Source organism: Ruegeria sp. AM4, assembly GCF_056540665.1.
Map to the genome: position 1 here is coordinate 40,770 of NZ_JBQFXD010000012.1, position 15,649 is coordinate 56,418.

The window sequence follows — 15,649 nt, forward strand, 5'->3', positions numbered from 1 at the left end:
GGTTCAACAGAGTGCAGCCCCAAAGGTCAAGTGGAATCGCCCGCAAAACGCGCAAGACACCGGGTTCCGCTGCGGTGAATTGTACAATTCACCCGGTTTTGCCTCCGATCTTGGGTGCACCTGCCAGCTTTGCGCGATGCGCAGCCATCCAATCCAGCGTTTTGTCGAATGGCATCGGCTTGCGAAGACCAAATCCCTGCACGTGATTGGCACCCAGCTGCGCCATCAGCGCATGTTCGCCTGCGGTTTCTACACCTTCGGCCAAAGTCTCGAGGTTCAGGCGCTCTGCCATGGTCAGAATGGCGCTGACAAGCTGTTGCTGGCTTGGGTCCTGATCCGCTTTGGCCACAAAGGTCCGGTCGATCTTGATACGAGACACATCGAACCGCTTGATCGATGCGATCGACGCGTGGCCGGTTCCGAAATCATCCAGATCAATGCAGCAACCCAAGGCCGCCAGCCCAGTGACATTCCGGGTGATGACATCGTCGGGGCGTCGTGAAAAGACGGTTTCCAGAATTTCGACCGCCAGACGATCAGGTGTCAGGTCGAACTGATCCAGCTCCCATTTGAGGCGGTCGATCAGGCCCGGGTTACGCAACTCGTCGGACGAGAAGTTCACGCCGATCCGGGGAACGATCACACCGGCGGCATCCCAGGCATGTACGGCAGCGAATGCGTGGTGCCGGATGACCTGGCCCAGCCGTTCCATCAGATCCGCCTGTTCCGCAAAGGGCAAGAAAACCTGCGGTCCCATTATGCCCTTTGTAGGGTGTTCCCAGCGGGCCAGCGCCTCGAACCCGGTGATGTTTCCGGTATCGGTTGAGATCTGGGGTTGGAACCAGGGGCGGATCTCACCCGTGTCCAGCGCGGCGACAAAATCCTTGCGCAGGTTGGCGCGGACCAGGGTGCGTCGACGCGTTTCCGTGGAAAAGGCGCGAATCGTTGATGGCCCGTTTCTCTGCGCCTCTGCCAGCGCGGCGGTGGCGGCATCAACCCAGTCATCTGCGCCGCCTTCAGGCAGACCCGACAGCAGGCAAAAGCCAATCGAGCAGGACAGATACACACTGGTTCCGTTCAGCAGAAACGGTTCTTCGACCGCATTCTGGACGCGACCCGACATCTGCACGCAGGCTTCCAGATCAAGCTGGGCCGAGGGGGTCAGGCCAATCAGAAACCGATTTTGACTGGTTTGCGCGAACATGTCCTGATTGCGGATCATGGCCAGAATGCGATCGCCGAACTGCAACGCAACATGGTTCGCCGCCGCCTGACCATGCAGATCCAGAATACCGGCAAAATCGTCAATCGAAACGGCAACACAGGCTGCGTTCTGGCCGGAATTTCTGGCCTTGGTCAGTATGGCGCGCATTTCATCCATGAATACATCAACTGGAACGGACCCGCTGGGGCGCGCGCCTGTGACGGTGGCCTTCATCGATTGGCCACCCGCAATACCCAGCACCGCAAGAGCCAGCGGCAGCACGAGCGCGGTACCCATCAGCGCCACCTCGCCCCCCAGCCAGAAGGCAGACAGGCAGGCGGCGGGCACAAAGGCCAATGCCGGAGGACCCGTTAGGCCAAGGCGCAGCGCTTCGAGAATTCGTTCAACGGTAAGATTTGTCCGCATCAGTTTTACGGCCTTCGACTTGGGCAGAGATTGCTTGGGTCGACCGTAGGAAACCAATCTGAGTCAGACGTTAACGCAAATCAGGAATTTCCCCTGAATTTTCGTTTATTTTGCTGGGACTTAACGAAAGATTTGCAAAATCGAACAGTTTCGGGTCCAGCAGATGCGATGGGCGTGCGTTAGTCAGGGCGCGGAATATGACCTGGCGCCGTCCGGGAGAGTTCTTTTCCCACTGGTCGAGAATCTGTTTGACCTGCTGACGTTGCAGCCCGTCCTGACTGCCGCACAGATCGCAGGGAATGATCGGGTAGTTCATCGCCTTGGCGAATTTCTCGCAATCCGCCTCGGCCACATGGGCAAGTGGACGGTAGACGAACAGATCGCCCTCTTCGTTGACCAGTTTGGGCGGCATGGTCGCAAGACGTCCGCCGTGGAAGAGGTTCATGAAGAACGTCTCGAGAATATCGTCGCGGTGATGGCCAAGAACGACGGCCGAGCATCCTTCTTCCCGCGCGATACGATAGAGGTTTCCGCGGCGCAGGCGCGAACACAGCGCGCAATATGTCCGCCCCTGCGGGACTTTGTCGACAACGACGGAATAGGTGTCCTGATATTCGATCCGATGGGGGACGCCCATGCGTTGAAGAAATTCGGGCAGCACCGTGGCCGGAAAGCCCGGCTGGCCCTGATCCAGATTGCAGGCCAGAAGTTCGACGGGCAACAATCCGCGCCATTTCAGCTCGTACAGTACCGCCAGCAGGGTATAACTGTCCTTGCCTCCCGATAGACACACCAACCAGCGCGGCGGTTTACCAGCTTTGTCGTGCGCAGACGGGTCCACCATCCCGTAATGCTCGATGGCCTCGCGGGTTTGGCGCACAATGCGTTTGCGCAGCTTTTTGAACTCGGTCGTCGAAGGCGCGCCAGCAAAAAGCGGGTGGATATCGTCTGTGTCGTCAAACATGTGCTGGCCCTACAGGACTTGGGGATACCGGGCAAGAGCGGCCTCAGTCGCCGCAGCAATCCTTGGGAACGGGATCATAGCCATCACCGCCCCAGGGATGGCAGCGCCCGATACGTTTGGCGGCCAGCCATGCGCCCTTGATCGCGCCGTGCTTTTCCAACGCCTCAAGTGCGTAGGCCGAACAGGTCGGTTGATACCGGCAATTGAACCCGACCCAGGGGCTGAAAACCAGACGGTAGGCGCGGACGGGAAGGGCGAAGAGTTGCGCAAGCAGAGTCATTCCCGATCACCGTGGATCTTGCGCAAGGCATAGCGAAGATCGTCCAGCAGGGCCGGGAATGCGCGCGCTGCCGTCACCTCGGCCCGACCGATCAGCACGTAGTCCCAGCCATCTTGGCCTTGGGCCGTCAACACGGCCCGAGCCGCCTCGCGCAATCTGCGTTTGGCGCGATTACGCGCGACTGCGTTGCCGACCTTCTTGGAGCAGGTAAAACCAACGCGAATCCCCGCAGCCTCATCCGGTGCACGTTTTCGTGCCTGCACCATCATGGACGACGTGCCCTGCCGACGTGCCCGGGCGGCTTTCAGAAAGTCGGATCGTTTTTTCAGTACCGTCAGAGCAACAGGTGCGCAAACGGACGCCGCCGGGGGCGTTTCCCGGGGTTGGTTGATACCATCCTCAGGGGCCTCCGGCGGCGTCATGTTCATAACCTGAAAGGTCGGGCGCTCTTACGCGCTCAGCGACTTGCGGCCACGGGCGCGGCGTGCGTTCAGGATCTTGCGGCCGGCTTTGGTAGCCATGCGCGCGCGGAAACCGTGGCGGCGTTTGCGAACCAGGTTCGAAGGCTGATAGGTGCGTTTCATCGCTCCGTCTCCAATCTATAGCGGTCGGGTGCGGCGCGGATTCGCCTTGCCCTAGTGTTCGAAGCCCGTCCTCTACTGCTAAGCTTGGGGTAAGTCAAACCCTATCGCCGGGGATTTCGCGTCTTTTGCAACAATTCTGTAACCCCGCAGTGCAAAAGGTTTCAGAATCCCGGTTTGATGCCCCGATCCCTCACATTCTCGGCCACAAAGTTCAAGGCCGCGTGAGGCCCCTGTTGGAAACCGGCGCAACAGCGCATGTTGGGGTCGAAATGAAGCAAACAGATGCGAATGATCAGATGAGTGATACCTCACAGGCCCCGCGCACCGGGTTTGCGCGGCATGTCCCATTGGCCATCATCCTTGCCGTTGCCTTGGTGGGGTTCTTCACGTTGGGGGACTATCTGACGTTTGAGACGCTGCGTGATAACCGCGAGGCGCTGCTGGGTCTGCGCGATTCTCACTATTGGGCGATGGTGGCCACGTTCGTTGCGATCTACATCGTGATCGTGGCGTTTTCGCTGCCGGGCGCTGCGGTTGCCTCGATGACCGGCGGGTTCTTGTTCGGTCTGTTTGCGGGTACGGTTTTCAACGTCTTTGCAGCGACGATTGGCGCTTCTGCGATATTCCTGGCTGCGCGCTGGGGCTTGGGTGCATCGCTGACCGCCAAGCTTGAAGCCTCGGAAGGCACCGTTAAGAAGCTCAAGGAAGGTTTGCGCGAGAATGAGATTTCGGTTCTCTTCCTGCTGCGCCTCGTTCCCGTGGTGCCGTTTTTCGTCGCTAACTTGGTACCTGCGCTGGTCGGTGTGAAGTTTCGCAATTTTCTGCTGACAACCGCGCTGGGCATTATTCCGGGTGGGATCGTCTACACCTGGATCGGCGTAGGCTTGGGCGGCGTGTTCGACAGGGGCGAAACGCCCGACGTTTCCCTTCTGTGGGAGCCCTTTGTCATCGGTCCGATTCTGGGCTTGTGCGCCTTGGCAGCGTTGCCGATTGTCATCAAATCCATCCAAGGCAAGAAGGGCGCCTGATCCATGACAGAGCTGAAAACCGATATCCTGGTGATCGGGGCCGGGTCTGGCGGGCTGTCCGTCGCAGCGGGGGCCAGCCAGATGGGGGCCGATGTCGTGCTGCTGGAAGGGCACAAGATGGGCGGCGATTGCCTGAACTTCGGCTGCGTGCCCTCGAAGGCGCTGATTGCAAGCGGCAAGGCGGCCTATGCACAATCTCATTCGTCGGCGTTTGGAGTTGCGGATGTTACGCCGCAGGTCAGCTATGCCTCGGCCAAGGATCATGTGCAGGACGTGATCGCTCAGATCGAGCCGATGGACAGTCAGGAACGGTTCGAAGGGTTCGGCGTCAGGGTAATCCGGGAATACGGTTCGTTTATCTCGGCATCTCGGGTTCAAGCCGGAGATCACGTAATCACGGCGCGGCGGATTGTCATTGCCACAGGGTCGTCGCCTCTGGTGCCGCCGATCCCCGGTCTGGACAATGTCCCATACTACACCAACGAATCCATTTTCGACCTACGCGACAAGCCCGAGCATCTGTTGATCATCGGCGGCGGACCAATCGGCATGGAAATGGCGCAGGCGCATATTCGTCTGGGCTGCAAGGTTACCGTCATCGAAGGGATGCAGGCGCTGGGCAAGGATGACCCCGAGGCAGCGGCCATTGTGCTTGACGCCCTGCGCGCCGAAGGTGTCGCGATCCACGAACGGGCAATGGTCGCTCAGATCCGCGGGTCCGAGGGCGCCGTCGAAGTGGTGACCGAGACGGGAGAGATTTTTGCTGGCTCGCACCTGCTGATTGCGGCTGGCCGCAAAGCCAATATCGACCGCTTGAACCTCGAAGCGGCAGGTATCGAGCGGACAAGAAACGGGATAAAGACCGACGACGCCTTGCGAACCACCAATCGCAAGATCTATGCGATCGGCGACGTTGCGGGTGGGCTGCAATTCACCCATGTGGCCGGGTACCATGCAGGCATCATCATCCGCTCGGCCTTGTTTGGGTTGCCCTCGAAGGCTAAGACCACGCACATTCCATGGGCCACCTATACTGACCCGGAACTGGCGCAGGTTGGCCTGACCGAGGCGCTAGCGCGCGCGAAACATGGTGACAAGTTGGAGATCGCGCGTTTCGACTATCACCACAATGACCGCGCCATAGCCGAGCGTAAAACCAAGGGGTTCATCAAAGTCATGGTCGTCAAGGGCCGCCCCGTTGGGGCGACAATCGTAGGGCACCAGGCGGGCGAATTGATCAACTTGTGGTCGCTGGCCTTGGCCAATAACCTGAAGATGGGCCAGGTCGCGGCGATGGTTTCCCCCTATCCGACGATCGGAGAGCTTAACAAACGCGTTGCGGGTGCCTATTTCTCGCCAAGGCTGTTTGAGAATCAGACGGTTAAGAATGTGGTCAGGTTCGTCCAGCGCTGGATCCCCTGATCGGAAAGGGAGAGCAGATTGAACTCACTGTCAGGCCGATTTCTGATCCTGACCACGGTCTTCGTGATGTTGGCCGAGATTTTGATTTTTGTCCCCTCGATTGCGCGTTTTCGCGAGGATTTTCTGCAAAACCGACTGGAACGCGCGCAGATTGCTTCGCTTGCCTTGCTCGCTGATGACATGCTGGCCGAAGAGCTTGAGGCCGAACTGCTGGAAAACGCCGGCGTCTACAACGTTGTCCTGAGGCGTGATGAGGTTCGGCAACTGATGCTGTCTTCGCCGATCCCTGAACAGATCGTCAAAACCTATGATCTGCGCGATGCCGGGCCGATGGTACTGATACGCGACGCGATGATCCGGTTCTTTACCGTCGAGAACGAGGTCATCCGTGTCATTGGTGAGCCGGTCAAAGGCGCGGGACTGCTGATCGAGGTCACCATCGATAGCGCGCCTCTGCGAATGGCGATGACCGACTACGGCCTGCGCATCCTGGGCCTGTCCTTTGTCATTTCGATTATCACCGCGTTCTTTTTGTTCCTTGCGGTTCGGGTTGTTCTCGTCCGTCCGATCAAAGGTGTTGTTGGCTATATGCAACGCTATGCCAGTGCGCCTGAAGATGCCCGGGGGGTGATCTCTCCCAACTCCAAAGTGACCGAGCTGCGTGAGGCCGAAGAAGCACTGAAAACGCTGCAAACGGACTTGACCCAGGCTCTGAAACAGCGCGAGCGATTGGCACAGCTTGGCGGCGCAGTGGCCAAGGTCAGCCACGACCTGCGCAACATCCTGACCTCGGCGCAACTGTTCACCGACCGGATCGAGGCCAGTGACGATCCTCTGGTCCGGCGCATGGCGCCCAAGCTGGTGAATTCGATCACACGTGCGGTGTCGCTGTGTGAAAGCACACTGGCTTTTGGGCGCGCGGAAGAGCCCGCTCCGACGCTCACCATGGTGCGCCTTCGCGATATCGCGGCGGACGTCGCCGCCAGCGAGCAGCTGGCGGTCGCGGACGCTTGCGTCGAAATTCGCAACGATGTCCCCGAGGACATGGTCGCCCGCGCCGATCCCGAACAGATTTTTCGCGTCATCTTGAATCTGGTTCGAAATGCCCGTCAGGCGCTTGTGACAGCGGGTAAGCCGGGCCAGGTGATCATCTCGGGCGCTGAATTTCCCGACAGTTGGTGCATTGAAATCAGTGACACCGGCCCCGGCCTGCCGCCCAAAGCCCAGGAAAACCTGTTCACTCCGTTTCAGGGCGGCGTTCGCAAAGGCGGGTCCGGTTTGGGTCTGGCCATATCGCAGGAACTGGTGCGCGGACACGGCGGAGACCTGGTTCTGAAGGATACTGGCCCCGAGGGCACAACCTTCGAAATTCGCCTGCCTCGCGGCGACGGTACTTTTTGAAAGTTTTTTGAAGAATCGCCTTGCACGTGCTCCGAGGTGGGTCTACATAGCGCCTCACCAACGCGGACCGATAGCTCAGCTGGATAGAGTACTTGACTACGAATCAAGGGGTCGGGGGTTCGAATCCTCCTCGGTCCGCCACTTGGTAATTTTCTCCAATTTTGCTGAACCACACCAGGCTGCTAAAACCCTTGTGTTTTATGGTGGTAGTCTCACTGGCGTGTTTCATTGGATTTGATCCGATTACACCACTATACTTTCGTTGAGTGGTATACTTTGTGGTATTTTCATGTCTGCGCTCAGTGGGAAGCTGACAAAGAAGCTGGTAGAGAATCTCGGTCCGGGTCGGCATGGCGACGGCTCTGGCCTTTACCTTGTTGTTGACCCTTCGGGTGCACGGCGTTGGATCGTGCGCGTAACGGTCAAAGGACAGAAGAACCGCAAGGGCGCGCCGCTGCGCACAGACTTCGGTTTGGGCGGAGCTGACGTCGTTACTCTGAACCAGGCGCGGGAAAGAGCCCTCGAATATCGACGCATGGCAAAGTCCGGACTGAACCCGCGCTTCAATGCCCAGCGTGAAATCCCGACCTTTGAAGAACTCAGCCGCCAGGTTCACATTGACCGCCTGCCGACATGGAAGAATGCCAAGCATGGCCAGCAATGGCTCAACACCTTGCGGGATTATGCTTTCCCCAAGATCGGACGCATGCCGGTGGACAGCATCGATCAGCCCGAAGTGTTGATGTGCCTGTCCCCCATCTGGACCGAGAAACACGAAACCGCAAAGCGACTGTCGCAGCGGATCAAGACGGTGCTCGACGTGGCAAAGTCCAAGGGTTTCCGCTCGAGTGAGAACCCGGTGACCGCGATCCGCGAAGGCAAAGTGCTGCCCACCGTCAAAACCAAGGTCCAACACCATGACGCGATGCCGTGGCAGGAGGTCCCCGCGTTCTTTGCCGAGCTACAGACCCGTTCAGCCATGGCCGCCAAAGCGCTGCAGTTCACCATTCTGACTGCTTCCCGGACATCTGAGGTGCTGGAGATGAAATGGCCCGAGGTCGATGTCGATGCGCGCCTGTGGACCATACCTGCGGAGCGCATGAAGGGCGGGCATGTCCATCGTATCCCTCTCACCGATGAAATGCTGGCCATTCTGGAACCGCTGCGCGCGCTGGCCTCTGACTATGTGTTTGAGGGCCAAAAACGGCATCAGCCCTTGTCGAACATGTCCATGCTGATGCTGCTACGCCGGATGCGGCAGGATGGTGTTACCGTGCATGGATTCCGTAGTTCGTTTCGGGACTGGACGGCGGAGGCGGCGAACGCGCCGCGCGAACTGGCAGAGGCGGCTTTGGCCCATCAGGTTGGGTCTGATGTGGAGAGGGCTTATGCGCGGTCGGATTTGTTGGAAAGGCGGAGAATTCTAGTAGAACACTGGAACGCCTGGATTGCTAAACGGCGCGAGGTTTGAGCGCATGGTGTTTTGTCCTCCGGACCATCTCGACTGGAATAAAATGCGGGAATTTGCCCAGAATTGGGCGCGGCGCGCTTACTTGGCTGATGCTCTAGAGTTGCTGGGCGAGGACCCACAGAATGCGCTGAGAACCGATTTCAATTTAGAAAGCACCGTTCAAAATCTTGATGAGCATCGAAATGCTCGAACCCGATTAACCTTGAAGGACCGGCATTTTGAAGTCGAACTAATTGCATTTTGGATAATGAACAAACTTGATGAAGACTATGGTGCTGCGCTTTGCACGAGTTCCGGAAGCTTGTTGCGAAGCAATCATCCAATTTTCTTTCATCCTGATCAGTTCTTTTACTTTTACTTGCGCTTTCCACTTAGGGAAATGGCCGAGCTAAAAGGGATTTATGAGGAGTATGATGCACGGCGAATGTCTTCCCAAGACTTATGGGAGCGTTACTGTTGCATCGATCCAGAGACTGGTGAAGTTAAGCAGAAAAATCACACACTAAAGCACTTTGATAACTATTTTGGCGACGGGGTAGAGGGTCGCGGACAAGAGGTTTTTGATACGTTTGTAAAGCCGTTTCTCGGTTCCTACGTTGTTTGGGACCCTGAGATTTTTCCAGACAACCATTTTGATTTTTTTGAATCCATTGGCTTGACGAACAAGTTTTGGTCAAAACCTGATGTCAAGGTTTCCGGTGAGTCGGCTCCCAGAAAGAGAGGTCCAAAGCCTTCGCCCGCAAAGCAAGAATTTGAGAAAAGATATCCAGATGGTTTGCCAGACGGATTGAGCGCGGAGGCTGTAGCAGCAGAACTCTCCGAAGCAGGTTTCCCGATTACAGGCAGGTCGATCCAAAATTACAACCGCAGTAGAAGAATTCGGAAATAATTCCGCGTTTCCAATTTCTTCCGCTTCAACGCCTGCACAACCGCCGAAACCAAATTCATAGTTCAGCCATCGAAAATGATCAAAAAGGATTTCAACGATGGCAAGCGTCTTCAACGACGACCGGGTCTATTTCCCAGAAGACCCTGAAATGCAATTGCTGGGAAACCGCGAGAAGCTGGCTCAATGGCGTCACCGCATGTGTGGTCCGGCCTATATCCGCATCGGTCGGCGGATCGCCTATCACGGCGCCGATCTGAACGCCTGGCTGGCGGCGCAGCGCACCGATCCCAACAACGAGGCCGCGTAATGAAAAACCCCAACTCCAAGCGCGGAGATGGGGCTTTTCCAGTGACATCACCTGCCACCCTAGCAAGTCCAGTTGATGCCACAGGATGCCCCGCGCCGACAAGACAAAACGAGCGCCGGTACTACTGGTCGCCCCTGAGCCACTCGGTCGAACGGGTGATCATCCGGAAAGGACGGATCGAGCATGGCTGATATGTCTTTTTCCAAATCGCGCAATAGAAGCTATGAAAGCAGGCCGGAAGACGGCAACCTTTCCCGGACTGATCATTGGGAAACTGCTGAGAATTACCGGGGCGAAATCTTTCGCCAAGGTATCTACCGCGTCGCTGTATGCCGGGACAGTATGCAATGGCTGTTTCAGCGCCAGAGACCCCAATTTCCAGCCGGGGGAGCGGCCTGGGATACGCTCGGGTACTGTGTGTCCAAATCCGGCCTAACCCGGCTCGTCCGGGCGCATATCGGCTTTGACATACCCGAACTAGATGCTTTGCCCGCGCATTTCCAGCGGAGGTGTCGCGATGAGTAGACGCCGATCTCCCAAAGGCAAGCGGTCGGATGAGGGTCAATACGTCCCTCTGCCCTACGCCATGATCAAATCTCCGGCATGGCGGGCGTTGTCAGGACCAGCAGTGAAGCTCTGGCTGGAGCTTCACACCCGCTTCAACGGCAGCAACAACGGCAAGCTGTTTCTGTCGATGAATGAGGCGGCAGAGATTCTGGGACTTGGTAAGGCCACGGTTCGGCGGGCTTTCGATGATTTGCAAGACAAAGGCTTCCTAGTGCTGGAGCAAGAAGGCAACTGGTATCACCGTCGAGCCCATGAGTGGCGGTTGACGACCAAGGCGACGCAGATCCGTTCCGGCAAGAAAGCCGCCACCAATGACTGGCGGTTCTGGCGGCCCGAAAAAACAAAACGCGGTTCTGAGACGGAACCGTCAGCATCCTCTGTGGTTCCGTTTGAGAACCCAAAGACCTCCCATGGTTCCAAATCAGAACCCGTCAGGCCGATTTCTCGTCGGTCCTTCGGTTCTGAATCGGAACACTAATACTAACCACTCCCTGCTACGCGAGGCGGACATGAGCAAAACACAGGAAGACAAAGGCAACGATCTGCAGAAAAAGAACTCCGAGCTTACCGAAGCGGAGACCTATGCGATTGTGGATTTGAAGGAACGGAAGAAATCACGCGTTCGCGCGCCGGATATCAAGTTGGACTTCGATGAAGACACACGCAGGCTCACGGTTGGGCACAAAGGAAAAGACCCAAAGGCGGGCTGCGCCTTGGCGATGCATGAGCTCGGCACCGTTGATTATCGGTTCTTCGAAGGGGTCATGGATCAAGTCGCAATTCTTGGACAACAGGACAGCCCAGTCTCCGAGACCGCGTCGAACTTCGTGATGTCAGTTGTCGCCGGAGTCAGTCCACAAGACGAGATTGAAGCCATGCTTGCGATCCAAATGGGTGCAATTCATCAGGCCACGATGATGATGGCGCGCCGCCTGAACCACGTCAAAACTCTTCCGCAACAAGATTCAGCGGAACGAGCGCTCAACAGACTTTCGCGGACCTTCACGAGCCAGGTTGAAACCCTCAAACGATATCGCTCCAAGGCAGATCAAACCGTCCGTGTTGAACGCGTCGAGGTCAAAGAAGGTGGGCAGGCAATCGTTGGTAATGTTCAAAACGGGGGGCGGTCGGATGACAAAAAGTGACGACAACCTCATGGACCCCACCAAACGGCTCAATGATGCGCCCAGATGCACAGCAACAGCCAAGTCCACTGGCAAGCGGTGCCGTGCCCCCGCCGTTCAAGGCTGTAGTGTTTGTCGCATGCATGGGGCTAGAGGTGGGCATGCTGCTGGGCCAAGCCATCCTTCGTGGAAGCATGGGGAACGGTCGAGAGAAACCGAGGAAATGCGCAAGACGATCAATGAACTTATCCGCGCTGACAGGGAACTGCAGAAATTGATCAACTGACTAGGCACTGCCTCGCAAGAAAGGCAAAGCAGTCGTTCGAGCGAAGTGCTTGGATCGCGGCTCCGAGCCCTAAATTACCGGATGCTGCGTCGTGAACGAATGACCACCAATGGAAATTCAACTGCGACCACGCGGTAACGAAGTCTTTGTGGAAACTGCGGGTTGCAGGGAAATATGGCGTCCGTGGATCTATCCTAGTTGCACTCCCACACCAAATAAATTCAAGATAAAATTTTGTTTTTCATAGAGAAAATCCGAGACACTTCTACTTCTGACATTTGCCTCCGACTCAGTTTTGTCCAGAGACTGAGGTGGTTCATGTTTGGCAACAGGATACAATACGAGCGAACCATCAAACCTCTGCTGAACAGCAATCGAGGTAAACTGCGGGCCTGCTGACATACCCGCTGAATACCGTTAATCGGGGATGGTAGGGATTTTTTTTCCCTCTTCCAACTCAGCGCAAAACAAGCTTCGATCCTGAGTATTTGCTAAAGCTCGATTGACTCGGTTCAGATCGTTTCCGTACCGAGGCCATGCAACTTTCTCAATTGAGGACAACCGAAACTACTTGCTCTCCTCGCGCGGTTTCTACTCGATAGATCCGAACAAAGGCGCCGTTCGCCTTTAGTGGCCAAGAACTGCCTTAAGGCTCTCGCTCATATCCAAACTTGGTTACGCCCAAAATGTCTAATCCGTCCTATTGAATTCATGAATCAACCTTGCGCCATGAGGGCTGCGAGACCGTTGTTAACAGAGGAAGATTGTTCGGCTATTCTGGATTTAGTTCGAACTAGAATGATGCAGAGTTCGGGTCTGTCAAAAAAACGCAATTAGGGTTCGGTCTTGATGGCGATCTTTCTTCATCGATTTCGAAAAACGCAGCGGCGCTACCACTCTTCAGGCGTTCACCGCTTTATGAAAAAAAACGGAAGAAGACTGCAGATACATTCAATTTTCGTCTTTTGTGTAGCTGTTTCTGTGATGGCCTTTGTGGCAACTCCTAAAAAAATTGACAGGACTTGTGTGCCGATCGGAGCTGAAACCACCGAGAATTTTGGCACCGTTACGAATTTGCCTCTGCCGCGCTTCGTCTCGCTCAAGGCCAGCGAGGCGAACGTCCGACGTGGACCTAGCCGATCTCACAGAATTGACTGGGTATTTCAGAGAAGAAATCTGCCCCTCGAAATTATCGCTGAATCTGGGCATTGGCGGTCTGTCAAAGATCTCGATGGAGCGGGTGGATGGGTGCACTATTCATTACTGAGTGCACTACGTTCCGTCTATTTTACAGAGGATTATTCGGAAATACATAAAGAGCCGACAGGTGACGCAACACCATTGGCTGTCGCGCAAATAGGGACGATTGCTGGATTGGCGGAATGCCGCGAAACACGCTGTCTCGTTTCCGCCGGATACATAGAGGGATGGGTGGCGAAATCTGATTTATGGGGGATTAGACTGGATGAAATCTGTCGCTGAAGCACCCAAACAACGAGCTTTTCGCCTGTTCTATACGCAAGAACTAGCTTAGTTCAGCGTTCGTTATTGGACTCTGCCGCCGTCGATTTCGTTGGCTTCTCGGATTTTACGCAAATCTTGACAGCTATCGTAACCGACGTAATTGCAGATCGTTTCGTCGAGCTCATTTTCCACGTCAAGGAGCGGGTTGAAAATCACACGTGACACAGTAGCGCAACTATCTTCATGACCATTGTAACAACGCGCTGCAACGTAGTTGAAATGTGCTTTGGCTGAGGCCGTCAGGAAGAAAGTCTGCCGGCTCTCGTTCAATATTTGCGTTTCTATGCAGGCGCTTTTCTCCTTCAAAGCGCACCCAGCGGTGAGTGCCCTTTGCGAAGCTCCAATATCCTTTGGCAAACTGTTTCCAAGTTGGTACATACGAGCCAATTGCAGACATCCTCGCGAGTCTCCGATGTTACAAGACACTTTAAAGTAGCGGGCTGCAAGCACCGGATTGGCCGGTCCATGTTCTCCCAATGCAATTGAGTTTCCGATTTCAAAACAAATACCTTCTTCTTCGCTATTGCAGACTTCCCATGGGGCAAGATAGCCCACTGGTTGCAGCGCGTCGTAGCTAGATTCTTGGTTTTGAATTGCCATCGCAGTAGAACAAGACCGTTCCTCTCCAAGCGCACAAGATTTTTCGTACAGCGACAACGCCTGAGCAATGTTTGGAGGACCTGTCCGCCCGAATTCCAAATGTCTTGCCGCAAGATAGCAAGCCAGAGGATTTTCTGCATCGCACCAGAACCGATACGCTTTCAGCGCCGTCACGGCATCCAACTGTACCCCACGCCCGTTTTCTGTCATCCAAGCCTGAAACACGCAAGCATCCGAAGACTCCAACGCGCAACCTTGGGTATATGCTCTAAGTGCGATACGCTCACCTCGCGGATCGTCTGCAGCGGCATAGGCAAGATGCCCGTGAAGCACGCATCCTTCAGGACTTTTCAAACGACAAGCTAGCATCGCATATCGCAGCCTATCCAATCGGCCTTCGATCTTCGTGTTTTTCAGAAGGCTTGCTGCGCGAAGGCAACTCTGTGCGCTTTGGACCTGGCACCCGCTGTTGTAGATATCAAATGCCCTTTCAAAATCCTCGGCCTCGTCAAAGAATGAAGCTGCAGCAAAACATTCGTCAGCAACCCCTTCGCGGCAAAGTTCGAGTTGGATATTTAAGCGAATTTGTTCATCTCCGGTTAGGCGAAGAACGTGGGGGCAAGCAACACTGGTTGCGATACTGCATAACCATTGGTCGAACGCACTGGCGCGCACATGCTCTTCACTTGATGCAACTGGTGCAACCAAAAGCATAAAAAACAGCGCATAGACCGAAATTAGTAATGACATTTGCGCTGTTGCATTGGCCCGGACATCGAGGAGGTTCTCTATTCGGATCGCCCGAACGAACTTGAGCGTACCTGACGCCAGCACAAATAACCAAGCCCAGACCGACGTCAGAAATGTTGTATAGAAGAAAACAGAGTAAACACTGAAAAAACCCACCATCTCAACCAAAGCAATCGAACTCTGTCCTGTAAAATACAGATAAACAGTGATGTAGCAGAAAATGATCAGACCTGACGCCAGCAGATCGACTACCAGCAGAACGCATTGAAGGATGACAGACCGGTACTTACTAAACAGTTTTATAAGCAACCGTGTTTCATACAATGAGAGATAGTCTGGGATCACATTGATCAAAAGGGCAAGAACCATCACGTCCAGAAACGGCAAAGTCTCTTCAAGACGCGCGCTAGAGCCTCCGTCAAAGTCGACAGCAAACGTAAATATCACGGCAGCGGAAATGAGCGATGCCACGGATGAACGGAAAAAGCATGTCACGCTCAGGTGTTTTCTGCCAAAAACTGCTTCAAAGAACGAAGAGTAGTGTTTTTGCCAAGTGTCGTTATGCTGCCCCATCAGCCATTTGGTCAGCTCTGACTTAGCCGTTTCCGACAAATGGTTTTTGCCAAACCAAACCAATACACCATAGATCATCCCCGCAACCCCGAAGGACAGCACGACCAAACTATAGGTATTCAAAGTTTCGAGTATCACAGGTGATCCAAATCGACGGCTTGAGCAAATCTCCTTTTCAGACTTTGCCATCGCAGGAATGGGTTGTAAATCTGGTTGGGAACTGTGACACTTCTCAGCAGAACTCGGATA

General features: G+C 55.3%; 15 protein-coding genes and 1 tRNA gene. 10 read left to right on the top strand and 6 right to left on the bottom strand.

What is annotated here, in order from left to right; translation table 11 throughout:
* Positions 1-88: 88 nt before the first annotated feature.
* From ACR0JA_RS18670 to rpmH, 5 genes are all read right to left on the bottom strand, one after another.
* Entirely contained in the window at positions 89-1,630 is a 1,542-nt protein-coding gene (locus tag ACR0JA_RS18670) for a putative bifunctional diguanylate cyclase/phosphodiesterase (protein ID WP_480578359.1), read from the bottom strand.
* Positions 1,631-1,700: 70 nt separating this feature from the next.
* The gene (gene ttcA, locus ACR0JA_RS18675) at positions 1,701-2,594 is read right to left on the bottom strand and encodes a tRNA 2-thiocytidine(32) synthetase TtcA (protein ID WP_480578361.1); all 894 of its coding nucleotides are present in this window, start codon (positions 2,592-2,594) and stop codon (positions 1,701-1,703) included.
* Positions 2,595-2,637: 43 nt separating this feature from the next.
* Positions 2,638-2,874, bottom strand: a complete 237-nt coding sequence (yidD, locus tag ACR0JA_RS18680; protein ID WP_480578363.1) for a membrane protein insertion efficiency factor YidD — start codon at positions 2,872-2,874, stop codon at positions 2,638-2,640.
* A complete protein-coding gene (gene rnpA / locus ACR0JA_RS18685; RefSeq protein WP_480578365.1) occupies positions 2,871-3,296 on the bottom strand; it encodes a ribonuclease P protein component in 426 nt (141 codons plus the stop codon). The genes yidD and rnpA overlap by 4 nt, the downstream gene beginning before the upstream one ends.
* A gap of 27 nt (positions 3,297-3,323) precedes the next feature.
* On the bottom strand, positions 3,324-3,458 hold the full coding sequence (rpmH, locus tag ACR0JA_RS18690) for a 50S ribosomal protein L34 (RefSeq protein WP_005980833.1): 135 nt from the start codon (positions 3,456-3,458) through the stop codon (positions 3,324-3,326).
* 296 nt (positions 3,459-3,754) lie between these two features.
* On the opposite strand from rpmH, the gene ACR0JA_RS18695 reads away from it, so the two are divergent.
* From ACR0JA_RS18695 to ACR0JA_RS18740, 10 genes are all read left to right on the top strand, one after another.
* The gene (locus ACR0JA_RS18695) at positions 3,755-4,486 is read left to right on the top strand and encodes a TVP38/TMEM64 family protein (RefSeq protein WP_480578367.1); all 732 of its coding nucleotides are present in this window, start codon (positions 3,755-3,757) and stop codon (positions 4,484-4,486) included.
* A gap of 3 nt (positions 4,487-4,489) precedes the next feature.
* Positions 4,490-5,908, top strand: a complete 1,419-nt coding sequence (locus ACR0JA_RS18700; protein WP_480578369.1) for a dihydrolipoyl dehydrogenase family protein — start codon at positions 4,490-4,492, stop codon at positions 5,906-5,908.
* 18 nt (positions 5,909-5,926) lie between these two features.
* Complete coding sequence (locus ACR0JA_RS18705; protein ID WP_480578371.1) at positions 5,927-7,309, top strand: sensor histidine kinase; 1,383 nt, start codon at positions 5,927-5,929, stop codon at positions 7,307-7,309.
* A gap of 64 nt (positions 7,310-7,373) precedes the next feature.
* Positions 7,374-7,450, top strand: a tRNA-Arg gene (locus ACR0JA_RS18710).
* A gap of 148 nt (positions 7,451-7,598) precedes the next feature.
* The gene (locus tag ACR0JA_RS18715) at positions 7,599-8,780 is read left to right on the top strand and encodes a tyrosine-type recombinase/integrase (RefSeq protein WP_480578373.1); all 1,182 of its coding nucleotides are present in this window, start codon (positions 7,599-7,601) and stop codon (positions 8,778-8,780) included.
* Between the two features lie 82 nt (positions 8,781-8,862).
* The gene (locus ACR0JA_RS18720) at positions 8,863-9,669 is read left to right on the top strand and encodes a hypothetical protein (protein ID WP_480578375.1); all 807 of its coding nucleotides are present in this window, start codon (positions 8,863-8,865) and stop codon (positions 9,667-9,669) included.
* A gap of 97 nt (positions 9,670-9,766) precedes the next feature.
* Positions 9,767-9,976, top strand: coding sequence for a MerR family transcriptional regulator (locus ACR0JA_RS18725; RefSeq protein WP_480578377.1), 210 nt, complete (start codon positions 9,767-9,769; stop codon positions 9,974-9,976).
* Between the two features lie 628 nt (positions 9,977-10,604).
* Positions 10,605-11,021: a helix-turn-helix domain-containing protein gene (locus ACR0JA_RS18730; RefSeq protein ID WP_480578379.1), complete on the top strand. Its 417-nt coding sequence runs from the start codon at positions 10,605-10,607 to the stop codon at positions 11,019-11,021.
* Positions 11,022-11,052: 31 nt separating this feature from the next.
* A complete protein-coding gene (locus ACR0JA_RS18735) occupies positions 11,053-11,688 on the top strand; it encodes a hypothetical protein (protein WP_480578381.1) in 636 nt (211 codons plus the stop codon).
* A 1,114-nt stretch (positions 11,689-12,802) separates the two neighbouring features.
* Complete coding sequence (locus tag ACR0JA_RS18740; RefSeq protein ID WP_480578383.1) at positions 12,803-13,435, top strand: SH3 domain-containing protein; 633 nt, start codon at positions 12,803-12,805, stop codon at positions 13,433-13,435.
* Positions 13,436-13,498: 63 nt separating this feature from the next.
* On the opposite strand, the gene ACR0JA_RS18745 is transcribed toward ACR0JA_RS18740, so the two are convergent.
* Positions 13,499-15,478: a tetratricopeptide repeat protein gene (locus tag ACR0JA_RS18745; RefSeq protein ID WP_480578385.1), complete on the bottom strand. Its 1,980-nt coding sequence runs from the start codon at positions 15,476-15,478 to the stop codon at positions 13,499-13,501.
* Between the last annotated feature and the right edge of the window lie 171 nt (positions 15,479-15,649).